The sequence below is a fragment of the Streptomyces globosus genome, from assembly GCF_003325375.1.
Lineage (GTDB): Bacteria > Actinomycetota > Actinomycetes > Streptomycetales > Streptomycetaceae > Streptomyces > Streptomyces globosus_A.
In genome coordinates, this window is sequence record NZ_CP030864.1 from 318,586 (window position 1) to 341,280 (window position 22,695).

A 22,695-nucleotide genomic window follows, 5' to 3' on the forward strand; every position below is an offset into this window, starting at 1 on the left:
CCCACCCAGGCACACACCAGGAGCACCCCGCATGAGCACCGCCCCGCACCCGACGACCTCCCCCACCCCCACCGCAGCCGCCCGGGCGCCCCGCCGCCGGACCGCGGCCCTGCGCCTCACCGCCCTCGCCGTCCTCCCCCTGGCCGTCACCACCCTCGGCACCGGCCCCGCCGCGGCGCACGGCGCGACCTCCGACCCCGTCAGCCGCAGTGTGGCCTGCACGAAGAACCGCACCGCGACCGAAGCCTGCCGCCTCGCCCTCGCCGCGAGCCCCGCCATCCCCGGCGACTGGAAGTCGATCGTCCAGGGCCGCGCCATCGACCACAGCACCCCCACCTCCTCGCCGCAGCACCGCGCCCGCATCCCCGACGGCAAGCTGTGCAGCGCCGGCAACGCCCAGTTCTCCGGCCTGGACCTGCCCCGCGACGACTTCCCCTCCACGACCCTGCCCGGCGGCGCGGAGTACGACCTGCGCTACGACATCAGCGCCCTGCACAACCCGTACCGCATGGAGATGTACGTCACGAAGGACGGCTACGACCCGAAGAAGCCGCTGAAGTGGTCCGACCTGGAGGACACCCCGTTCCTCAGCGCGGACAACACGGCGGCGACGGCGGCCCCGTCCGGCTACCTCGGCTCCAAGGCGTTCACGTTCAAGGCGGTGCTCCCCCAGAAGAAGGGCAAGCACCTGATCTACACGATCTGGCACGGCCTGAAGAAGCCCGACGGCTCCTTCCAGAGCGAGGAGGCCTTCTACTCCTGCTCGGACGTCACCTTCAGGTAGCCCCCGAGACCGAGGGGGGAGGGCCGGCCACCCCACCGCCGCCCTCCCCCCTCACCTTGGCCGCCTAAGGTGTGTCCGTGAACCACCTGGACGACCAGCCGCACGTGACCCTGCTGTGCCGGGACGACACCTCCGTCGGAGTCCGTTTCGGTGACCGGTCCGCACCCGACGGATACTGCGTGCAGTACGCGGTGGACCTGTGGGCCCCGGGCATGACCGCCCGGCTCGACGGCGCCGTGGCCTGGGTCCGCGGCAGCGACCTCGCCCCCTTTCTGGCCGGGCTGGCCGAGGACTTCCGCGGTTGGGACGGCGAGCGGACCTGGCAGACCCACGACGGCGACCTGACCGTGACAGCTGTCCACCGCTCCGGCGGGCACACCGGCCTGACCTGGACGCTGCGCCCCTGGCGGCTGTCGGCGGGCGGCTGGAGCGCCTCGGCGACCACGTGGCTGGAAGCCGGAGAGGACATGCGCTCCTTCGCCGCCGATATCGGCCACTTCCTCGCCTGGGAACCCGCACACCCGTAGGCCGGGCCCGCAGGGCCCGGCCACCGCGGACAAGATCGACATCAGAGTGTAGAGCCCACTGAACGCGACATCCGGGGCATCGGGGATGCTGGTCCTCCGCACGGTCGCGAAAGGGGCGGCGTTCATGGTGACTTGGCAGGACCAGTTACGGACGGCCCGCACCTGGCGGGACTACCGCCAGGCCCTCCACGCCTTCTGGATGGACGACCTCGACGTCGACACGCTCGGCGAACTGGGCCGGACGATGGCCGAAAGGGCCGCGGCATTCGACGGGCACGCCGGCGCCAATGGCTTCGACCGGGTCCTCGACCGGACCCTCCCCGACACCCGGCCGGACTGGGCGGAGGTCGAGTTGTGCGTACGAACCCGCGCGGAGCACCGCCCGGGCGGGGACGCCGCCGGCCTCGTCGCCCGATGGGCCGAAGGCTACCGCGCATGCGGAGGCGACCCCGGGCCCTGCACACCGCAGCACCGGGCAGCGCCAGGGGGGGGGCGGAGGCGCCGGGCGGCCAGGGCCGCGGCGGTGCTGCTGCTCGCTGCCGGGGGCATCGCCGCCGGCGCGTTCCAGGTCGGGGACTGGTGGAGGGACCGGCAGGGCCCGGCCGGCAACACAGCGGGCTCCGGGGAGTCGCCCATCCCCGGGAGCACTTCCGAAGGGACCGACGGAAACCGAAGCCGCCCCTCCAGCCCGCCGAGCCCCAGCCCGGACTCCACCCCGCCCCCGTCGGCCGACGGCGGCGGACCCCGTTCGTTCGCCGCCGTGATCAGGTGGTCCGACGACGGCGCGAACGGCACCGACCCCTCACCGAGGGTGTGGGCCTACGACTCGCCCACCGAAGGCGGCGAGGCGCACCACAACGGCTTCTACGAGCCGGACCAGCACTTCCACGTCCAGTGCCAGGTCACCAACGGCCGGGTCTTCCCCCTCGGCGACGCCTACCAGGGCCCCCGCCGCGAGGGCGTCTGGTACCGCGTCCAGCCCGGCAAGTGGGTCCCCGCTGCGTACGTCGACGCCGTCACTGCTCCCCTGCCCGCCTGCTGACCCCCACCCGCACCGCATCCACCGGCGCCACCGGTGCCACCGGCGAGAGGGAGCCGCACCGTGTCACCATCCAGCACACCCCGACGCAGGAACCGCACGTTCGCGCTGACCGCGGCGGCGGTGACGGCGGTCGCCGTCACCGCCGCCGGAGCCGGCTGCCTGGCGGGCCGCAGTGAGCCGACGGCCCCCGACCGGCCTGCCGTCGAGATGGCCGGCAAGCCGGGCACCCTGCCCCACCCGGAGATCACCCGGCTCTCGGGCGCCAGCCGCGTGAAGTCCGACAGCCCCGGCCACCCCGTCAAGATCCGCCCCTGCCCCGGCCCCGCCCCGTACGGCAGCCACGGCTGCCACGAGTCGTCCATCCGCTTCCTGCCCGACGACACCCCCGTACGCATGTGGTGCTGGACCGACACGACGGCCCCCGACGCGCGACCGCCGTCCGACAAGCGCTGGTTCTACGTCATCGAGGCCGACGGCAGCCCCCACCCCGGCGAGGCGGGGTACGTCCACTCGGCACTGATTCCGACCGCCGAACAGATCCGGGTGCCGGAGTGCACCACCCGGCGGCTCCTGGAGGCGGCCCCGCTGCCCCCGGCCCAGACCGACCCGGCCCCGGACCCGAGCCCCGACCCCGCCCCCAACCGGCCCGCCCGTCCGACGCCCGCCCCTCCCACCGCGCCGGCCGCGTCCCCCGCACCGCCGGCCGACAGCACGCCGGCCCCGCCGCCGGCCGGGCGCACCGTCACCCAGCAGAGCGGACGCCACGGATCCCCGACGTTCACCGACCCGCACGCCGTGAGCGGCCCGGGGCAGCGGATCCCGGCCCACAGCCGGGTGGAGGTGCAGTGCCGGGTCCACGCGCCCGGGATGAAGTCCGCCAACCCCGACGGCTGGTGGTACCGGATCGCCGACAGCCCGTGGAACGGCCGCTACTACGCGGTGGCCAACACCTTCATGAACGGCGACACCCCGGGCCAGACCCCACCCACCAACACGGACTGGACGGTCCCCGTCTGCTGACCGCGGTGCCGTTGCCGCCGCGCCTGCCGCCGCGGACCGCTCCTGCGAATGTGCCCCCGGCATGTCCCGGCGGGCGTAGGGTCCGACGGGCAACGACGACCGGGACCGGCCCGCGCCTCCCCATGGGCCGTTTCGACGAACGTGTGGAGAAGCCGATGGAGCCACTGGTGTTCCACAGCAGCGACCTGGACGAGACCGAGGCCTTCCTCTCCGGCACCTACACGGCTGTACGGATCGCCCCCGCGGACGGCGACGGCCCGACCAGCACCCGGCTGATGCGCCGGACCACGCCCGGGTTCAGCGTGAACGAGTTCGAGATCGGCTTCGCCCTGCGGTACGCGGCGCAGCCCCTCGGCCGGGTCTGCGTGGCGACGGTCCGCTCCGGCACCGTGTCCGTGGACGCGGACGGCACCGGCCCCGCCGCCACCTTCGGGCCCGGCGACACCTTCCTCCACGCCGTCCCGGACCGCCCCTACCGCGGCTCCCTGGACTCCGTATGCCAGACCGCGGTGCTCTTCGACCCCGACCTCCTCCCGCGGGTCGCCGCCCGCGGTGCCCGGGACCGCGGGCCCGTCCGCCTGACCGGCCGCCGTCCGCTGAGCGCGCAGGCCGGCCGGCAGCTCGCCGGCACGCTCGCCCACCTCGCCCACCTCGCCGCGCTGCCCCGGCAGCTGCGGACCGAACTGATGCTGGGCAGCGCCGCGCAACTCCTCGCCGCCACCGCTTTGGCCACGCTGCCCAGCACCCTCGGCCCCGAGGGCCACGGGCCGGGCGGCAGCCCGGGCCCGGCGCCCGTCGACGGCCGGGACTCCGGGACGGGAACTCTCCGCCGCGCCATCGCGTTCATCGAGGACAACGCCGACCGCGACATCTCCCTCGCCGACATCTCCGCCGCCGCCCGCGTCACCCCGCGGGCCCTGCAATACGCCTTCTCCCGGCACGCAGGTACGACCCCGCTGGCGTACTTGCGTGCCGTGCGCCTGGCAGCCGCGCACGCCGACCTGGCAGCAGCCGACCCCTCGACGGGAGCCACCGTCTCGGCGGTCGCCGCGCGCTGGGGCTTCGCCCACACCGGCCGCTTCGCGGCCGCGTACCGCCGCCGCTACGGAAGCAGCCCGTCCGCCACCCTCCTCAGCTGACCCAGCGGAGCATCCCCGCGCCCGCGGGGTCCACGTCGACCGGCCCCTGGCCGCCGCCGCCGACACCGGAGCATCCCCGCGGGTGCGGGGTCCACGTGCCGGCGTGGAGGTTGCGGTAGTAGGAGATCGGAGCATCCCCGCAGGTGCGGGGTCCACGAGCCTGCCTGTGTTAGCACGGCGATGACGATCGGAGCATCCCCGCGGGTGCGGGGTCCACCGGGCGGCCTTCGCGAACCGGGGGCCCCAGCAGGGAGTATCCCCGCGGGTGCGGGGTCCACCTCCGGGCGAGCGCCCTGCGAGGAGGATCGGCCGGAGCATCCCCGCGGGTGCGGGGTCCACGTGGCGGGCGGCGGGCGAGTCCGCCGAGCTGGCGGAGCATCCCCGCGGGTGCGGGGTCCACGGGCGGGGGCCGCTTCGCTCATCCGATGGAGCCGGAGCATCCCCGCGGGTGCGGGGTCCACCGCTCTACCTCAACGACGACGGCCCCTCCTCGCGGAGCATCCCCGCGGGTGCGGGGTCCACCCCCGCAGCGCCTTGCCGCCGACCGCCTTGCCCGGAGCATCCCCGCGGGTGCGGGGTCCACGACCGCGAAGCTGCCGACGTGGCGGACGCGGTGGGAGCATCCCCGCGGGTGCGGGGTCCACGCATCCGAGAGCTGCGCGCGGGCGTCGTAGACCGGAGCATCCCCGCGGGTGCGGGGTCCACACGGCTCCCGGCGCCGGAGAGAAGGACGCCGCCGGAGCATCCCCGCGGGTGCGGGGTCCACCAATCTCGCGCAGGCGCCCGAGCCGGCTGGAGAGGAGCATCCCCGCGGGTGCGGGGTCCACGCTTATTGAGCTGGGGTTCTATCGGGGTCGGTGGCTGTTTTCATTTGGTTGGGTTTTGGGTCTGGCGGAGAGGATGAGGCCGTCGAAGTCGACCGGCTGCCAGCGTTCGCGTCCTGCAGTGCGAACGGCCCAGCCTTGTTCGTTGGCCGCGGGTTCGATGAGGATGGCCTGGCCGTCGCCGATTCTGGTGGCGAGGAGTTCCCAGAGGCGGTCGCGGATGCGGCGGCTGGGGTTGCCGACGAAGACGCCGGCGCTCGCTTCCACCATCCAGCGGGTGAGGTGTCCTCGGAGGCCTTCGGGTGCGGCGATGAGGATGATGACGGTCATGGTGTGGGATCGGGCTCGTCGGGGTCGGGGCCGATGACCGCGATGTGGTTGTCGGTCATGCCGTGTGGCGAGAGGTCGGCGTGGGCGGCGTAGTTGGTGCCGCCGGGGACGGTGCCGAGGTGTTCGTCCCACAGGAGGTTTGCTTCGTGGTCCTCGGAGTCGGTGCCTTCGGGGGTGAGGAGGGCTTTTACGTCGGTGACGATGCGGCCGAGGAGTTTGTGGCGGGCGATGAGGTCGCGCAGGCCGAGGCGGGCGTCGCGTTCTTCGGTGAGGCCTTGGGCTGCGAGGGGGATGGTGTATTCGGCTTTGTAGAGGTCGGCGATGTCGAGGACGAAGGAGGTGGCTTTGCCGGTGTGGACGAAGCCGAGGCCCGGGCTGGCGCCGAGGCCGATGATGACCGCGTGGCAGATGCCGTACAGGGCTGCGTTGGCTGCGGACAGGAGGCGGTTGAGGTCGTCGCCTGCTGCGAAGGCATCGCCGGGTTTGTAGTCGCGGCCGTTCCAGGGGACTCCGGTGCGGGCTGCGTGGGCGCGGTAGATCTTGCGGACGCGGGTGCCTTCGCGGCCGCGGAGTTGTTGCATGGTGAGGCCGGAGACGTCTTCGCCGGGGAAGCGCATGGCATACATGGAGCGGGCGACGGCGAGGCGTTCCTTGGGGCGGGTGACGAGCCAGGCTTGCTGGTGGAGGAGGCCGGCACCGCGGCTGGGGCCGAGGCCGGCCGCGTACATGCGGACGCCCTGCTCGCCGACCCAGCACACGGTGGTGCCGGAGTCGGCGAGCAGGCGGATGGCGCCGTGGGTGACGCGTGTGCCGGGGCCCAGGAGCATGACGGCGACCATGGAGGCGGGGACACGGACGCTTTGGCGTTTGTTGATGATGACGATGGCGTTCTCGTCGCGGTCGAGGTGGCTTCGTTCGACGTAGACGCTGGATACGCGGTCGACGAGGCGGTGGAGGTCGCGGGGGTCTGCCTTCCACCAGATGTCGGGCACGGGCGGTTACGGCCTTTCGGTGATCGGGGCGAGGGTGAGGAGTCCGCATCCGTAGGCCTTGGAGGGGCCGATGCCGGTCAGGAGGTGGTGGGTCAGCAGGGTGGGGTCGGTGATGCGCAGGCGGCCTTCGAAGGTGACGGCGTTCATGACGACGCGGGCTTCTTTGGTGGTGGGCCCTTTGCCGAAGGAGTGGCGTTGGCGGCTGGTGATGCGGAGGTCTGGTGGGGGCGTGCCGTCGGTGGTGTGGGTGTCGTGGAGGTCGGGGGCGGTGGGGATGTCGAAGCCCCAGCGGGTGGTGCGTGTGAGGAACCAGTTGAGTTGGGCGGTGGCGGTGCGGTGGCCGAGGCGGAATCCGCGGCGGCGTTCGCCGGTGTCGATGCGTTGCTGTTGTTGTTCGGTGGGTTTGGTGGGGCTGGTGGTGTTCTGGACGGGGTTGGCGGTGAGTCGGAAGGCGAAGCTGCGGCCGGCGGCGAGTTGCCGGAGGAGGGGGGTGTAGTCGCGTATGGCGTAGTGCTCGCCCTCGGCGCCGGGCCATCCGGCTGTTTCGACGAGGTGGGTCCAGTCGGGTTTGTCGGTGGTGAGGACGAACAGGTGGGGGCGGTGGGGGTTGTCGGGGTCGAGGCGCCAGAGGGTGCGTGCCTGGTCGGGGAGGCCGGGGAGGCCTCCTTGGACGGCGGCGTGCATGGCGCGGGGGCTGGCCAGGAGGCGCCGGCTCTCGGCGCGCAGGGGGTTGATGCGGATGCGGGAGAGGTAGGGCATGCGGGTCACCAGCCCAGGAGGGCGAAGGGGTCGTGGCCGCCGGTGGGGCCGGGGTGTGCGGGGTCGGGTGTGAGGCCGGTGGGGGCTGGGAGGTAGGTGTGGCGGGTGCGGCGGGTGGTGTAGGTGCGGTTTTGGGGGGCGAAGGAGAGGGGGACGTCGTCGCGGACGTCGTCTCCGGCGGGGTCGTCGAGGGTGGCGGGCAGGTCGATGCGGGCTGCGTTGCCGTTGGTGCGGCCCCAGCGTGTGCGGACGGCCTCGGTGGCTTGCCAGGGCTCTTCGCGGAGTGCGTCTTCGAGTGGGGCGATGCGCCGACCGAGGAGGAGGGGTTGTGCGGGCGGGCAGGAGCGGCGGCCCAGGGCGAGGGGGAAGGCGGGGTGGCGGACGGCGTGGGCGAGGGTGTCGATGAGGCCTTCGGGGCCTTCGACGGCGGCGAGGAAGACGGCGTCCTGGAGGTAGAAGCGCTGGGTGATGTGGGTGTGTTTGGCGGGTGAGGTGGGTTTCTGCCGGCCCTTGGCGCTGACGGCGGCGGAGAGCAGGGGCTGGCCGCGGTAGTCGCCGACGGTGTGGTAGTCGCGCAGGATGCTGCCGGGCTGGTCGATGCGGATGCCGAGGGCGAGTCCGGCGAGGTCGTCCAGGGGTGCGTGGCGGGGGCGGCCGGCGGCTGCGGCAAGCAGGCCGACGATGCCGGACTTGGTGGGTTCGGGCCGTGTTTCGCGCCGGTTGAAGGCGCTGCGGTCGCCCCATGACTGCAGCGGCCCGGCGAGGCGCAGCAGTAGGACGGAGCGGGGGCCGGGGGCGGTCACGCCTGGTCTCCCAGGGCGCTGCGGATGCGGGTGCGCAGGGTGGTGCGCAGGTCGGCGAAGGTGACGGGGTCGCCGAAGGCCTGGGCGAGGGCCTCGGCGGTGTCCTTGGTGTGGGGCTCGTCGGTGGGGAAGGTGTGGCTGGCGCCGTTGTAGAGGGGGGTGTCGCCCCAGACGCCGGTGGCCTGGAGGTGTTCCTTGGCCAGGCGGCGGGCGGAGGCGGCCTGGATGCCGGCTGCGGATGCGACGGGTTCTTCGAAGGCGGAGACGAGGTTGACCGGCTGGTCGGTGCGGGCAACGACCGCGACGAGGCTGGGGCGGGTGCGGTGGGCGAAGGAGTTCTCGTAGCCGGTCGGTGCGGAGCGGGCGAAGCTGTCGACGAACCGGTCGAGGGCGTCGAGGGCAGCTTCGGTGTCGCCGCCGAGGTTGGCGGTGAGCTGGGGGAAGCCGACGGTGGCGTAGCGGTAGAGGGTGGCGGAGTTGAAGCCGATGGTGCCGATCATTCCGGCGCCGGTCTCGTCCCGCTCGTTTTGGTCGTCGACGGCGGTGAAGTAGTCGAATTCCAGCTGTGTTTCATGGGTGGACAGGGCGTGGGCGACCTGGACGGCAGCGTCGACGTTGAGCTTGGGAATGTCGGCGACCATGCGGCCGAAGAGGGCCACGCCGACGGGGTGGCCGGTGGCGAAGGCGTCGGCCACGGGCAGTTCCTTCAGCGCTTCAGCCAGGAGCTTGTCGTCGAGGGCGGCGAGGTCGGCGGCGTTGCCGGTGACCAGGGCGGCGACGGCGTCGAGCTGGGCGTTGCCGTAAAAGAGGAGATAGGCGGTGTCTCCCGCCTTCTTGCCCTGGCTGATGCCGAGCTGGACCAGGAGGGCCGCGGCGATCCGTTCGGCAGCGGGACGGTCGAGGCCGGCGCCGGCGGCGATGCGGGTGGTGAGTTCGCCGGTGATGCGCCTGGTGCGGGTGGCGCGCCCGGGCTCGGGGGTGTGCTCGTCGAAGTGGCGGCGGGTGGCCCGCTTCCAGGCCTGGGAGGAGACACGGGAGCGGCGCACGCCGCCGTAGACGGCTTCCTTGGGGTTGCCCTGGTCGTCGCGGTTCAAGTTGGCCGGCGGGACGGTCTGGATGATGTGTACGTCGACGTAAAGGCGCTGGTTCATCGGATGGCTCCAAGATCGTGTGAAGGCGGCAGTACGCGCGGACGGCGCGCCTGCGGGCAGATGGAGGGCCCGCCGCGAGGGCAGCCGGCGGGCAGGGTGGGGAGGAGCAGGCGTCAGCCGACAGGGCCCTACGGGGTTTTCTGGGGCCGGGCGTGGTAGTCCAGGCCCCAGCGGCGGCGTACGCGGTTGCGGGAGTCGGGCCGGTTCCATCGGAGGACGTCGGCAGCCAGGAGGGTGTAGTCGAGGGGCTGCTTGATGTCCCTCAGCTGGGTGACCAGACCGCGCAGGCGCAGCTGGAGCGCTGCCGTCGATGTCGCGGAGAAGGTCTGCTGGAAGCGTGCGTCGACCGCGTCCTCGCTGGTGCGGTCGTGCAGGCGCAGGGCGCGCATGGCGCGGCCGAGGCTGACTCCGTCGCGGTGCATCGGCTGGTCCTGGCTCTGCTGGTGCAGCCCGTAGAGGGCGAGCGCGATGTGCTCGGCCTCCTGGGCGGCGGAGACTTCGCCGCGGCGCGCGGCGAAGTCGTCGACTTCGCAGGTGTAGAAGCGGAACATCTCGAGCACGGTGCCGGCGGGACGGGACAGGCCCTTGCGCAGGACGGCGAGGTCCTCGCCGGGCGGGCGCCGCTGAGCGGCGGTCCCGGACGTGTGCCTCCACTTGCCGTCGGCGCCGATGTAGCGGTGCCAGATCCTCTGCGTGGAGTGCTCTTCTTCGGTCATGACCGTATCCAGACGTGATGAGACTGCGGTGCCGTGAAGGAGGGCGCGGGCATGCGCAAGGGGGAGTGCCCTGGGGTATGCCGGGAGTCCTGCGGCCGGAGGGCGGTGCGGGAACGGGCCGCGCGGGGCCTGCGGCCTCAGGGCCGCGAGGCCGTCGAAGGGCCGTGGCCGCGGCGGTGCCGTCTAAGTGCTGCCGAGGGCGGCGCTGTTGCGTCGGTGGGCGTCGGCGCGGTGGAGGATCTCCGCTCGGCGCCTGCGGAAGGACGCCTCGGCGGACGAGGCGCGGTGGGTGTGCTCCGGCTTGCCTTCGCCTTGGGAGGTGGTTCTGCCGGCGAAGGCCCCGACCGGCACGGCCTGCAGCAGGCGGTCGACGATGTCCTCGGTTCGGGACCAGGCCAGCTGCTCCCAGGCGAGCTGGCCGGCCTCGATGCGTTCGAGGTCCTCTACGCCCCTCATCCCCGTGAGCAGGCGCCGCACCAGCGGGTCCAGCGCGTGCAGGACGAATTCGCCGGGGCGCTGGCCCTTGTCCCAGGGGATCGGGTCGCTACCGAGGGCGCGCCTGAGGTCGGCGGTCAGGTGGTTGACGGCCGTGGCCAGCTCTTCGGCCTGGGCGGCCACTTCGAGGAGGGCGGCGCGGACGTCGCTGTCGGCGTCCAGTGCGGCCAGCGGCAGGGGCAGGGCGTCGAACATGACGTCGTCGATGACGGCCGACTGGTTGCCGTAGGCGATGCCGCACAGTTCCACCCGCAGCGGATACCCTTCGCCGAGTTCGCTGACGAGGCCGCCGGCCTGGTCGAGGATCTTGCTGGTGGCGAATCCGCTGGTTTTCTCCCCTGCCTCCCGGGACTCGCGTTCGGCTGCCAGGAGTGCGTCGAGTCCCCTCCAGGCGGCCTTCCCCGGCTGGAGGCGCAGCGGGCGGCGCGGCAGGGCAGCGCCGGACTTGGCCTTGCCGGAGGTGCGGCTTCCGATCGGTTCGAGGCGCCACATGGTGTGCGGCTCGGTCTCGGGGGTGTGGGTCATCCGGTCCCCGGCGGCGACCAGGACCCGGGTCACCCGCAGGCCTTCGTCGGTGTCTTCGGGGAAGAGCCGGATCCTGCGGGACTGCCAGGTCCACAGGTCCAGAAGCCCTTCGGGGGCACGGGTCTGCCACTGCGGGCTGCCGACCGAGCGGGGGGCTGACGGGTCGCGCCTCTTCCACTGCGGCAGGTCGGTCGAGGTCGGCGGGGCGCCGACCGGGATGTTCAGTAGCAGCGTCTCGAACAGGGTCCGGCCGGCGAGCAGCGTCACGCCCAGCTGCCCCAGCGGGCCGGTCGGGTTGCCCGTGGTCTTGCCCGCCTTCGCCTGCGGGTCGCCGACCGCGCCGGTCTTAATGGCTGCGGTGTCCCAGCAGTGGGCGTGCAGCAGCCAGTGCGCTGCCTGCGCCGGCGTCAGCGAGTAGGAGTCGCCCTCCGTGCGCGAGGCGAACAGGGGCACGTTGTTGCCGGTGGCCGAGGTGGCGACGATCAGAGCTGCGTTCTTCGTCTCGCCCTTCGCAGTGGACAGCCCGCCCACCTGACCGAAGGGCCGCACCGGATCGAACAGGTCGAACAGATCCCGGTGCGCATCGAGGTAGTCCTCGAGCGTCTGGCGCTGCTGCGGCGACCACCGGCCGGCGGCGTGCCAGGCCGCCCACTCCCGCTCGTCGGCCGGGCGGCCGAGCGCGGCGACGACCACCGCAAGCATCACCTGCCGCAGGACGGCGGCCTTCTGGGTGGGGATCTCCACCACCAGGTCGCCGAACTCGTGCGCCTCGACAAGCGCCGTCCGCAGGGAGCGCCGCTGTGCCGGACCACCGGTGGCCGAGGGTAAGAGCAGCCACGGATCATCGGTCAGGAAGAAGGCATGAGTCATCAGCACCCCTTGAAGGAATCTCTTATGTTTAACGCTAGCAGCGGGGTTGAGGCGCACAGGTGCTTTCTCTACAACCAGGTGCGACAATCCGGGAGTTGACCCCGCCCGGCTCGCACCACGCGGTCCACGCAGGCGGGGATGGTCCCCTCTTGTGTTTGCGTCACAGCCCGGGGCTCACCTCGTCCCCGCCACGCGGGGTACCGAGCCGCCGGGCCCCGCCCGGCGGCTCACCACACCCGCCCATCCCCGCCGCAGAGCCCACAGAACCGGCCCTGCGCCCCCCTACAGCTGCCGCAAGCCGAACTCCGCGTCATAGGACACCGTGAAGTCACCGACACGGGCCCTGCCCGAGCCGTCCAGCACCAGGGCGCGGGCGCGCCGCAGCCACGGATGCCCGTGCCAACCCGGCAGCGGCTTCAGCCCCAGAGCCGGCTGCGTCAGGGAGGGAGGCAGCCTGACCGTCGAGCCCACCACCTCGTCCAGGACCTCGGCCGCCACGTCCCCGTTGACGCTCAAAGCCCGTCCCGCCAGGGTCCGGTACACCTCATCGCCCTCCTGGCGCACCACGAGAACGACCTCCACGGACTCGTCTCCGTCACGCACCGCCGCCCGCAGCGCATCCTCGTCGCTGCCGCCGGATCCCGCGTAGTGCAGGCCCGCGAGGGTCCGGCGCTCGTGATCACCCGGGCCCGTCAGCAGGAAGCCGCGGGCAACTGCGGCGCGGCCACGGTCCGCCTGCTCCTGCGCCTGGCGGGCAGCCTCCCCTGTCTCCCGCCACGCTTCGGGAACAAGGGCAGCATCCGACCCGTACACGCTCTCCACCAGCCGGGGGACGTCTCCCGGAAACGACCAGTCCCCGCCCGGCACAGGCAGGACGGCAGCGGTCCGCAGCAGCAGATGGCGCCCGTAGATCATTTCGCTGCCGTAGCCGAACACCGGCTCGCGGCCCGGGCGCGGCTCGAAGCCGGTGACGAACGCCTTCGGCGCGCGCAGCCGTTCCGGACGCCAGGTGCCCTCGTGCCGGTGCAGCCGTCCCATGCGCTGCAGCAGGAGGTCGACGGGGGCAAGGTCGGTGACCAGCAGGTCGGCATCGACATCGAAGGACTGCTCGGCCAGCTGGGTCGCCACCAGGATCAGCCTCCCGCCCCGCGGCCTCGGCGCCCGCGGCCCCAGCAGACGCAGGCACTCCTCCGTGAGGTCCGCGCGCCGTGCCACCGTGAAGCGGGCGTGCAGCAGCCGCACCTCGGCCTCACCGAAGCGGCCGCGCAGCTCCTCATAGAGACTCTGCGCCCGTCCCACCGAATTCCGGATGACCAGCGCGGTCCCCCCGCCGGCCAGCTCCTCCGCCAGCAGGTCGGCTACAGCGGCGTCCGCCTCTGCCTGCAGCCGCAGCCTGTCCTCACGCGAGGAACCCGCACCGGGCAGTCGCTCCGGCAGCACGCCGACCGCCACCGGGAGGTCCGCCCGCCAGCTGTCCGTCGAATCGGTATGGAACTGCGGCTGCCGGGCATCGTCCAGCCACGCAGCTGTCACACTCGGATAGCCCGCCGGGGCGGGAACGCACACCTCAAGCTCCGCCCGCGACGCAGCCCCCGCCAGGTATGCCTCGAACAGAGCCTGCCGCTGTGCCGGCGCCAGCGTCGCCGAGAGAGCCACCACAGGCACACCGGCCTGCCCCAGCCACCGCAGCGCCTCTCCCAGGAACTGGCCCATGTACACGTCGCACGCATGGACCTCGTCCAGCACGACGACCTTGCCCGCAAGCCCTGCCATCCGCAGCATCACGTGCCGCGTACGCGTCGCCGCATACAACAGCTGATCGACTGTACCCACGACGAACGGCGCGAGCAGCCCCCGCTTCGGCCCCAGAAACCACTCCGCGGGCGCATGCCGCTCCTGCTCACCGCACTCCGCGTGCCCCACACCGTAGGGGTCGTCGTCCATGCCGTACTCGTCGACGCCGCGGAACGCCTCGTCTGCGGACGCGCCCGCGTTCTCCAGGAGCTCCTTCCACTCGCTGTTGAACGCCCGCTTGCCGTGCAGCAGCACCACCCGGGAGGCGAGCTCAGGGTCGACGGCCCCCAGCCAGCGCCGCGTGCGCGTGAACATCGGATCGCTTGTCGCCTGGGTCGGCATCCCCACGAAAACACCGTCCGCCCCGAACCTCGCGGCCAGGACTTCCGCCGCCGCGTGAGCCGCCTCCGTCTTCCCTTCCCCCATGGGAGCCTCGATCACCATCAGCCCCGGACCGCCTATACGGCGCGCGGCCTCGACCACCATGGCCTGCGAGGGCCTGGGCGTGTAGCCGAACCGGTCCAAGAACGCCTCAGGTCCCGGCAGTGCCAAAGCCCCCCAGCCGTGCTGCAAGCCAAGGGCGGCCCACGCCTTGGCTGCCCGTCCACGCGACTCGCCCAGACTCACCCGCTCCAGATCGTCGATGCCCTGGAAGTGACGCTCGTCGCTCGCGATCCAGTCGGCCATCACCACCAAACCGCTCAACTGCAACTGCAGGGCCCGCGACGGGACCGCCACCGGCTCGACCTCCCCCAGGCCCCCGAAGCCCAGCTCCCCCGTGAAGGCATCCACCACGGCTTCCTGCACCCGGCGCCAGACCCCTCGGCCCCTCAATTGCCCCTTCGCCGACCCCGGCTCCTGCACATCCTTCAACGACGGAAACGCACCGTGATGCCCTGCAACCAACGGCCACGTCCAGTCCACCTGCTCCGGGCCCCAGCCCGCCGCAGTCAACAGCTCACGTGCCACCAGCCCGCCGGCCCAGTCATGACGCCAGCGCCGCTTGTTCTTTACCCCCGCCACAGCCGCCGACTCGACCCACGTCAGCCCTGACTGCCGCACCGCTTCGGCACCCTCGGGCCACAGCCGCTGGTGCACCGGCGTCGCCTTCCCGCAGTCATGAACGCCGCAGAGCCAGGCGAACAACCGCCGGCCGCGGTCCGGCCCCCCGGCAACCTCGTTCAGCGCCGACCGCGTCGACGGGGCGAGAAAGTCCTCCCACAGCAACTCCGCAACCGCGGCGGTATCCAGCAGGTGCGCCATCAGCAGGCTCGTCGTACCCCCTGCCCGCTCCCGCGACTTCCCCCACAACACGGCCAAAGCCCCCACGACAGCAGGCTCGTACCGCCCACCCAAGCGCCCTAAGTCCACCAGACCTCCAACCACCGCACGTCCAGAGCCACCACACCCTAGAAGGCCACACTGACAACGCGAGCGACCTGCGAAAACGCCAAGCAGAGCACCGATCGATGAACCAGACGCACGCATGCCAATACGTGAAATGTCCGAACCCACCCGCAGCGACCCCACGAGCGCTGGGCCTGCGAAACCGAGGGCGTGGGCCGCCACAGCCCTCCTCGGGTTCGCCTCGACCGCTGGCATGCTGGCCAGCCAACACGCGGCTGTCCACGTCTTTCCGGCGGCCCAGTGGACTTCGAGCACGGGCACCCCCGCAGGCGCGAGTACCCTCCGAAGCCCGCCCCTGCAACACCTTCCGGTCCCGATCTCACCGGAGCAGCCCCGCGGTGCGGGGTCGAGCAGGTCGACGACCGTTGACGTACAGGGCCTCCAGCGCAACTTGCTCAGCCACGGAGCATCCCCGCGCCCGCAGGGTCGACTGCACGGGAGCGGCGGCGGGGGCACCCTGGCCCGGAGCATCCCCGCGCCAGCGGGGTCGACTTGCCCATGTGGCCGGTGAACACCTGGCCGAACGGAGCATCCCCGCGCCCGCGGGGTCGACGCCGACGGCGGCTCGGCGTGACGGACGGCCTTCGGAGCATCCCCGCGCCCGCGGGGTCGACGCGGCGGGGGTCAGTGGGTCAGCATCCGTCGTACGGAGCATCCCCGCGCCCGCGGGGTCGACTACGCGTCCACTGGGTCCGTCTTACGTGCCACCGGAGCATCTCCGCGCCCGCGGGGTCGACACCGCGGGCACCGTCACCGGGATCGACACCACGGGAGCATCCCCGCGCCCGCGGGGTCGACCGGTAGCGCGCAACTGCGCAGCGGTCGTGGCACGGAGCATCCCCGCGCCCGCGGGGTCGACGTCGGGAGGGGAGCGGCCGCGAGCCGGGCCTGCGGAGCATCCCCGCGCCCGCGGGGTCGACGCGGCGGGGGTCAGTGGGTCAGCATCCGTCGTACGGAGCATCCCCGCGCCCGCGGGGTCGACTACGCGTCCACTGGGTCCGTCTTACGTGCCACCGGAGCATCTCCGCGCCCGCGGGGTCGACACCGCGGGCACCGTCACCGGGATCGACACCACGGGAGCATCCCCGCGCCCGCGGGGTCGACCGGTAGCGCGCAACTGCGCAGCGGTCGTGGCACGGAGCATCCCCGCGCCCGCGGGGTCGACGTCGGGAGGGGAGCGGCCGCGAGCCGGGCCTGCGGAGCATCCCCGCGCCCGCGGGGTCGACGTGGACGGGTTCCCGGAGTACGGATACTGGCTCGGAGTATCCCCGCGCCCGCGGGGTCGACACGAAACGGGGGCTGCCCTGTCTCCCTTGGCGAGGAGCATCCCCGCGCCCGCGGGGTCGACGCGGCGCAGCTCGAACAGGGCGTCGCCGAGGGCGGAGCATCCCCGCGCCCGCGGGGTCGACTGCACGGGAGCGGCGGCGGGGGCACCCTGGCCCGGGGCATCCCCGCGCCAGCGGGGTCGACTTGCCCATGTGGCCGGTGAACACCTGGCCGAACGGAGCATCCCCGCGCCCGCGGGGTCGACAGAACGACCAGATCGGCCGCCTCGATCTTCCCCGGAGCATCCCCGCGCCCGCGGGGTCGACGCCGTGCCCGTTCCCTCAGCCGGATCCCCATCCGGAGCATCCCCGCGCCCGCGGGGTCGACGCGCAGATCAGCATCGGCGCCACCGGCATGGCCGGAGCATCCCCGCGCCCGCGGGGTCGACGGCGCGCACGATAGCGCGCGGCACGCGGTCTCCGGAGCATCCCCGCACCCGCGGGGTCCACTGGGTACGTGCGCCCGCACCCGTGCGCATCGCCGGAGCATCCCCGCACCCGCGGGGTCCACGGCGCCCGGCCACCCCCCACGCCGCTCATCAGCGGAGCATCCCCGCACCCGCGGGGTCCACAGACGCCCCCGCTGCCGCCGCAGTGGGGGCGCAGGAGCATCCCCGCACCCGCGGGGTCCACGCAGCCACACCCAGCTCGCCCGCCAGAGACCCCGGAGCATCCCCGCACCCGCGGGGTCCACGCGCCGCCGGGATGACGTGTCCGTGAGGGCCGCGGAGCATCCCCGCACCCGCGGGGTCCACGTTGAACTCGGCGGCGGCCTGGCGGACCTGTTCGGAGCATCCCCGCACCCGCGGGGTCCACACTTGCTGAGCTGGGGGTATGTCAGCTGAGGTAGCCGTTTTCATTCAGTCGCATGAAACGGCACTTCCTTAACATGACCGCGGTTCGACAGTGACATCCGTCATGGCTCACACGGTACAGCCCAGGCCTATCCGGCTGCTCCTCGCTTATGGCGGCGCCGCTCCGGCATGCAGCGCCACCGGGTAGTTCAGTGGCCCGCCCGTTATTCGCCGAGGATGGTGGCGCGTGCCGCGCGTGCCCAGATCGCCTGTTGTCGTGTGGTGAACCCCATGCGGTTCCAGTGGAAGATGATGTGGCGAGAAAGGATGCTCCGTAGGCCGAGGGTGAGTCGGCCGTGGTCATGGGCGTCGGCGAGACACCGCCCGGCCTTCTCCAGCCCGGCGGCCCAGGCCGCCACGGGCATCAGCAGCTCGTCGTCGGCCGTGAGCCCGGCGGTATTGATCGTCAGGAGTCTGTGGATCGACGGTGTCATGGATGACACCTGCTCGCCGGGGATGCCGGCGGGTAGCGGGCGGCTTGCTTCCACGCGTGCCCAGACGTCGCCCTGCTCGCTCCATTCCTGGCCGGCTGCCCGCAGGAGCAGCGTGACCACGAGGAGGGACGTGACCTTCGCGTCGGGCTGACGCGAGGGGTTGGCGTCGGCGGTATGCAAGAAGGCGAGTGCTCCTTCGCTGTCTGTGTGGAAGAGGTCGTGAGCGAGCTGGATGCCGACCGCTCCACCGAAGGCTGCGGTCTCCGGCTCGTACGGGATGACCCGCCACTGCTGCACCGCCCCGCAGGCGATCGCGGCGTCGAGGTTCGCGGTGAGGCGCGCGCGTACGGCGCGACTCGATGTTGCGGGAGCGGGTAGGACGCGCAGCCGCCAGCAGGGGTGCTTGCGCACGAACCACCAGGAGGCGATGAGCCCTTCGTTGTAAGCCTGGCGGAGCGCTGGCAGCAGGTAGGCGGAGAACGCCTCGCGGGCGCGGCCGTAGTCGGAGAATTCCACGTTCACCTGCTGCCACCGCTCGGCTCCGTCGTTTGCGGAAAGCGCCGCCCTGCCGGCGGCACGGTAGAGGTCTACGGCGTCTGCCAGGAGCGGGACGGAGCAGGCGTGTCGGGCGGCGACTTGGGAGAGGGGCTGCCCGGTGAGGGCGGCCAGTACGGCGGCTTCGGGCGGTGTGTCCATGTGGGCTCCGCTCACACCAGCAGGAGGCTGGTGTCCCAGTCGCAGGCGGGCGCGGGGGTATCGGCGCTTTGGAAAGCGAGCGCTGCGCCGGCCGTCCCTTCCAGGAAACCTGAGCCTTGCGGGGGCGGTGCGGCCAGGAACCGCTGGGTGAGCCGGGGAACGTGCTCCTGGAAGCGGTGCGGGTCCAGCGCGTCCGCGGCCACGCGCTGGACTACCCGCAGGAGGCCGCCGATGCCGTGGCACAGACTGCGGCCGGTGAGCTGGTCGAGCTGGGCGGAGTCGCCGATGCAGGACAGGAGCGCCTCTTCGACGGCGCGTTGGCGGGCGGAATCGTCCAGGGCGAGGGCAGCGAGTTGCTGAGCGCGCACGATGCCGGGGGTTCCGTAGCACCAGGATGGTGCTTCCGTGTGGTGTGTGGCAGGGCCGGCCGTATGCGTCCATCGGGGCCAATGAGTGCCATGGCGGTCGGTTTGGCGTATCTGGTCGAGCCAGTGACAGATCGTCTGCATTGACGTTTCCTGGCCGGGCACGGTGATGCCGCGCAGCGTGGCGAGGGCGAGGAGGGCCAGGGGCCCGGTGATGCCGTGTGCGAGGCCTGCGTTGGCGTGTCCGGCTGGGGTGGGCTGGTGCAGGTTGGTGGGGCCGTGCCACACCCACCAGCCCGGCTGCCCGTCGGGTAGCGGCCGGGTCAGGCGGACCAGGTACTCCAGGACCCCCCTGAGGTCGTCGCCGGTCGGTGCCCGCCGCAGAAGAAGTGCGCCGATGCCGGTGAGGCCGCGCAGCAGGTCGTACTCGGCGAACGCGGCCGGGATGCCGTGGTCGATGCGGGTGTGGGCGGCCGCCAGGCGCTGCCGGGTGTGGGCCGCGATGGTGCGGTCCAGGGCGGCGAGGGCGTTGGCGTAGCGGCCGGTGTCTGCGGCAGCGAGGTGGAGGACGAAGGCCATCGCGGGAGCGCCGAGGAACAGGCCGGCCTGGTCGCCGTCTATGAGCGGTCCGATTCCCGTGAGCCGGCGCTGGACCTCATGCCAGGCAGTCGTTCCCCTGTGTGCCCGCTCGACGTCGAGGAGCACTGTGCCGAGTGAGCCGTGGGCCAAGGACTGACCGGTGGCGAGGTCTGCAGCGTGAGGAGTGGCGGTCACCGTGCTCCTTCGGCTCGGGCGGTGCTCTGCACGGCGATGGTGCGGGCCAGGCGACGGCAGTCCGCCTCCCCTTCCGGGTCCAGGCCGGCGGCTCGGTTGTGGTGCATGTGCAGCAGGGACGGCAAGACATCCAACGGATCCCGGCCCGCGGCGGAGAGGTCGTCCCGGTAGGACTCAAGAGCTGCGCGCCGCCGGGCCCATGCGTCGATGAGAACGGATCCACCGGGCACCTCGAGCAGCCCGGACCGGTCGGGGGCGGCCAGATACAGTGCGCTGGTCTGGACGGCACGCGGGGGCGCAGCGCCCTCCGCCTGTGGGAGAACGGACAGCAGCCACACCCGGGCTGCATCCGTGCTGCCGGCGAGGACGGTGGCGATGTCGTGGAAGCTGGCCGCCGTCACTGCCGGAGCGAGCTCGGCCGGTATCCGCAGCTTCATCTGCGCGCGGGCGGCCGCGGAGTCGGCGATGAAAACCTGCTCCGCAGCTGCCAACAGCCGGCCGGTGCCGTACCGGCCGGTCTCCGGCTCGTCGGTGTCCCATTGCACACGGCGCAGGAGCCCGTCCAGGCGGAGCTGTGCGGCCCATGCCCCGACGGCCTGCGCCACGTCGCCGAAGGCGGCAGCACCGGGGAGCTGGATGCGGATGCGCAGGTGCGGATCGGGGTCGCTGTAGCGAGTGAACCACCAAGCCGGCTGGGGATCCCAGGTGTCCATCAGGGTGGGCAGCGCGGCGGTCAGCAGCTCGGTGGCGCGTGCGGGGTGGCTGTAGAGCTTGAGGAACGTCCAGGGGGAGGCGCCCGGCAGGCGGCCCTCACCGCGGGGGACGACCGTCGTGGGGGTGGGGCGGCGGACGGGCCGCTGGGTGGCGACGAAGGGCATGGTGACCTCGTGCGCCCGTCCAAGCCACCCGTAGGCCGCTTCAGGAGGCGCCTCGTGCACGGTCACGCGGCGGGTGCGCTCCAGTTCCAGGCGCAGCAGCTGCTGATGGGCGAGGTCGGCCAGGTCGAGGCGCAGGCGTTGGTCGTCGGTCCCGAGGAAGACGGTGCGGGGGACGCCGTAGACGGCCCTCCAGTGCTCGAAGCGGTGCGGCCACCTCTCGGCGCCGTCACGGGCGAGCTCGTGGTGGCGCAGCCGCCAGCAGGCGGGCGACAGAATGGTGCGGCCGATGCGGACCTCGGGAAGGAACGGCAGGCTGCTAGCGGCTCCCCAGGCGAAGGGGGCGAGGACGGCGGTGTGTGAGCGGTGGACTTCCGTGACGAACCTGACCAGCGGGTGGGTGGCGTTGGTCGGCTCGACTGCGTTCATCACCGACGGCTCGATGATCCGCCCGGTGGAGAGCGAGGCCAGGTACAGGCGGCGGGAGTCGGCGCCGACGCCGAGGTCGTCCAAGTCGAGGTTGGCGACCGGGTTGTGCTCGCCCAGGCTCAGGAGGTGCGGCACGACCGCGGGCGAGCGGCTGACGTTCTGGGTACGCAGCCGCAGGGGCGGGCTGGAGACCTGTGCACGGTCCGCTGCTTCGGTGAGGGTGGGCAGGTCGGTGTAGACGCGCTGCATGCGCTCGCGGTCGTCCGGCTCCAGCAGGGGCAGGAACCGTCCGGTGGTGGTGCCGGCGGCGAGGGACAGGCCGACGATGCTCAGCTCGAACCGGCCGTCGTTGAGGGCGTGGAGGCTCGGGGCGTGAACGGAGAAGCAGAGCTCGACGTGTGCGGGTACCTGCCACAGGCTGCCCACCGTCAGGGCGTCGAGGTCCTCGCGGGTGAGCGCGATCTCACGCCGGTTGGTCTGGGCGGCGTCTTGGGCCAGGGCCAGGAGGTGCTCGTCGCGCCGGGTGGTGGCCAGTACGGGCCGCTTGAGGACCGAGCCGCGGTACCCGGCGGGGAAGCCCAGGCCGATGTTCGGGTCGGTCAGGTCTCGTACGGGGACCAGGGCGCCCATGCTGTAGCGCTCGAGGAACCGGGTGCGGTAGTCCTGCCAGGCCGGCGGGCCAGCCGGGTAGGGGGAGATCCGGGCGATGGCCGCCAGGGCCGTCTGGGCCTCGCGGGCCACCGCGGCGGGCAGTCGGACGTCGCAGTCCGGGCGCGAGGTGACCACCAGGGTGCGAGTGGCGACCCCGGTCACGGCCGTCATGCGCCGTGTGGCCTCATCCCGGATGTCGCGCTGGGCAGCAGGCGGGGACGCCAGGTGTCGGCGGAGCAGGCGGCGGATCCGCCGCAACTCCGCGACTATGGCCGCCGCCGCCGGAATCCGGTCCGCTCTGAGCAGGTCCAGCTGCTGTACGAGGTGGTCGAGGGGATCGTCGCAGGTCATGGGGGCGCGCAGGGAAGTAAGGAGGATGCGGTGGGAGATCAGTCCGCGGACGGTGTTCTCGACGATTTCGACCGGGGTCGTGGGGTAGTCGCCGTGCAGCTTGTCGATGATCTCGGCCACCGTGATCGGGGAGGCGGCCAGCGCGAGGATGGTCTCGATGGCCTTGGTGCGTCGCATGGTTTTCTCGACAGGGCCTTCCTTGCCGGGTTGGTGCGGCACGGTGACCTTCGCGCCGCGTATCACGTGCGTCGGGTCAGCGACGACCGGCAGGAGTTGCAGGATGCCGGGGATGTTCTCCAGCGAGGCGATGGCCGCGGCGAGCCACTCCGCGTCTGCCCGGACGTCGATCCGGTGGTGGGCTCCCCACCGGGCGTGGCCGGAGGCTCCGGTACGGATGGGTGCGGGGCCGGCGAACAGCCCGAACGGGGTGGCGCGGTACCGGCTGCGCAGCAGGTACCGCATCAAGGAGACCACTGCCCGTCGGACAGGCCGCGGGCGGGCGACCTTGCCGCTGATCACCCCTCGTACGGCATCCGCCAGGAGCGGGCTGGCGACCTCGACGGCGGCCGAGGCCGCCTCGTCGGACCAAACCTCCGTGATCCACGCGGTCCAGGCGGGGACGTCGTCCTGGGCCAGGTCGGGCCAGGGAGGCAGGGCATCCGTCAGGGGCCTGGCCGTGGCTCTGAGCAGTGCCGCGTCAAGGGCTTCATACATTGTCATGCCTCCTTCGTCGTCACCGGAGGGTGCGGGGCCGAGCCCGACG

Annotated in this window: 16 protein-coding genes and 2 CRISPR repeat arrays; of the genes, 5 read left to right on the top strand and 11 right to left on the bottom strand. The window is 72.5% G+C overall.

Features of this window, described 5'->3' with window-relative positions; genetic code table 11:
- The first annotated feature begins 31 nt into the window (after positions 1 to 31).
- From C0216_RS32235 to C0216_RS32255, 5 genes are all read left to right on the top strand, one after another.
- The gene (locus C0216_RS32235) at positions 32 to 784 is read left to right on the top strand and encodes a lytic polysaccharide monooxygenase auxiliary activity family 9 protein (RefSeq protein ID WP_246043010.1); all 753 of its coding nucleotides are present in this window, start codon (positions 32 to 34) and stop codon (positions 782 to 784) included.
- 77 nt (positions 785 to 861) lie between these two features.
- Positions 862 to 1,311: a DUF6228 family protein gene (locus C0216_RS32240; protein WP_246043011.1), complete on the top strand. Its 450-nt coding sequence runs from the start codon at positions 862 to 864 to the stop codon at positions 1,309 to 1,311.
- A gap of 124 nt (positions 1,312 to 1,435) precedes the next feature.
- Positions 1,436 to 2,353, top strand: coding sequence for a hypothetical protein (locus C0216_RS32245; protein ID WP_162793358.1), 918 nt, complete (start codon positions 1,436 to 1,438; stop codon positions 2,351 to 2,353).
- Between the two features lie 60 nt (positions 2,354 to 2,413).
- A complete protein-coding gene (locus tag C0216_RS32250; protein ID WP_162793377.1) occupies positions 2,414 to 3,373 on the top strand; it encodes a hypothetical protein in 960 nt (319 codons plus the stop codon).
- A gap of 155 nt (positions 3,374 to 3,528) precedes the next feature.
- Entirely contained in the window at positions 3,529 to 4,512 is a 984-nt protein-coding gene (locus C0216_RS32255) for a helix-turn-helix transcriptional regulator (RefSeq protein WP_114059318.1), read from the top strand.
- Positions 4,513 to 4,518: 6 nt separating this feature from the next.
- Positions 4,519 to 5,339: a CRISPR direct-repeat array (repeat unit 28 nt; unit sequence GGAGCATCCCCGCGGGTGCGGGGTCCAC).
- Positions 5,340 to 5,357: 18 nt separating this feature from the next.
- Here C0216_RS32255 and cas2e read toward each other — a convergent pair.
- The 11 genes from cas2e to C0216_RS32310 form a co-directional block, all read right to left on the bottom strand.
- Complete coding sequence (cas2e, locus tag C0216_RS32260; protein ID WP_114059319.1) at positions 5,358 to 5,666, bottom strand: type I-E CRISPR-associated endoribonuclease Cas2e; 309 nt, start codon at positions 5,664 to 5,666, stop codon at positions 5,358 to 5,360.
- Entirely contained in the window at positions 5,663 to 6,658 is a 996-nt protein-coding gene (cas1e, locus tag C0216_RS32265; protein ID WP_114059320.1) for a type I-E CRISPR-associated endonuclease Cas1e, read from the bottom strand. Before cas1e ends, cas2e begins: the two co-directional genes overlap by 4 nt.
- Positions 6,659 to 6,664: 6 nt before the next feature.
- Positions 6,665 to 7,417: a type I-E CRISPR-associated protein Cas6/Cse3/CasE gene (gene cas6e, locus C0216_RS32270; protein ID WP_174250584.1), complete on the bottom strand. Its 753-nt coding sequence runs from the start codon at positions 7,415 to 7,417 to the stop codon at positions 6,665 to 6,667.
- Positions 7,418 to 7,422: 5 nt separating this feature from the next.
- Entirely contained in the window at positions 7,423 to 8,220 is a 798-nt protein-coding gene (gene cas5e / locus C0216_RS32275; RefSeq protein ID WP_114059322.1) for a type I-E CRISPR-associated protein Cas5/CasD, read from the bottom strand.
- On the bottom strand, positions 8,217 to 9,371 hold the full coding sequence (gene cas7e, locus C0216_RS32280) for a type I-E CRISPR-associated protein Cas7/Cse4/CasC (RefSeq protein ID WP_114059323.1): 1,155 nt from the start codon (positions 9,369 to 9,371) through the stop codon (positions 8,217 to 8,219). Before cas7e ends, cas5e begins: the two co-directional genes overlap by 4 nt.
- A 128-nt stretch (positions 9,372 to 9,499) precedes the next feature.
- Positions 9,500 to 10,087: a type I-E CRISPR-associated protein Cse2/CasB gene (gene casB / locus C0216_RS32285; protein ID WP_114059324.1), complete on the bottom strand. Its 588-nt coding sequence runs from the start codon at positions 10,085 to 10,087 to the stop codon at positions 9,500 to 9,502.
- Between the two features lie 183 nt (positions 10,088 to 10,270).
- Positions 10,271 to 11,977 (bottom strand): type I-E CRISPR-associated protein Cse1/CasA, encoded by a 1,707-nt coding sequence (casA, locus tag C0216_RS32290; protein WP_114059495.1) that lies wholly within the window; start codon positions 11,975 to 11,977, stop codon positions 10,271 to 10,273.
- 282 nt (positions 11,978 to 12,259) lie between these two features.
- The gene (cas3, locus tag C0216_RS32295; RefSeq protein WP_246043012.1) at positions 12,260 to 15,034 is read right to left on the bottom strand and encodes a CRISPR-associated helicase Cas3'; all 2,775 of its coding nucleotides are present in this window, start codon (positions 15,032 to 15,034) and stop codon (positions 12,260 to 12,262) included.
- A 547-nt stretch (positions 15,035 to 15,581) separates the two neighbouring features.
- Positions 15,582 to 17,319: direct repeats of the CRISPR family, unit length 28 nt; unit sequence GGAGCATCCCCGCGCCCGCGGGGTCGAC.
- A 202-nt stretch (positions 17,320 to 17,521) separates the two neighbouring features.
- Complete coding sequence (locus C0216_RS32300; RefSeq protein WP_114059325.1) at positions 17,522 to 18,487, bottom strand: thiopeptide-type bacteriocin biosynthesis protein; 966 nt, start codon at positions 18,485 to 18,487, stop codon at positions 17,522 to 17,524.
- An 11-nt stretch (positions 18,488 to 18,498) separates the two neighbouring features.
- Positions 18,499 to 19,626 (bottom strand): lanthionine synthetase C family protein, encoded by a 1,128-nt coding sequence (locus C0216_RS32305; protein WP_114059326.1) that lies wholly within the window; start codon positions 19,624 to 19,626, stop codon positions 18,499 to 18,501.
- Positions 19,623 to 22,652, bottom strand: a complete 3,030-nt coding sequence (locus C0216_RS32310) for a lantibiotic dehydratase (protein WP_246043013.1) — start codon at positions 22,650 to 22,652, stop codon at positions 19,623 to 19,625. The genes C0216_RS32305 and C0216_RS32310 overlap by 4 nt, the downstream gene beginning before the upstream one ends.
- Positions 22,653 to 22,695 lie beyond the last annotated feature (43 nt).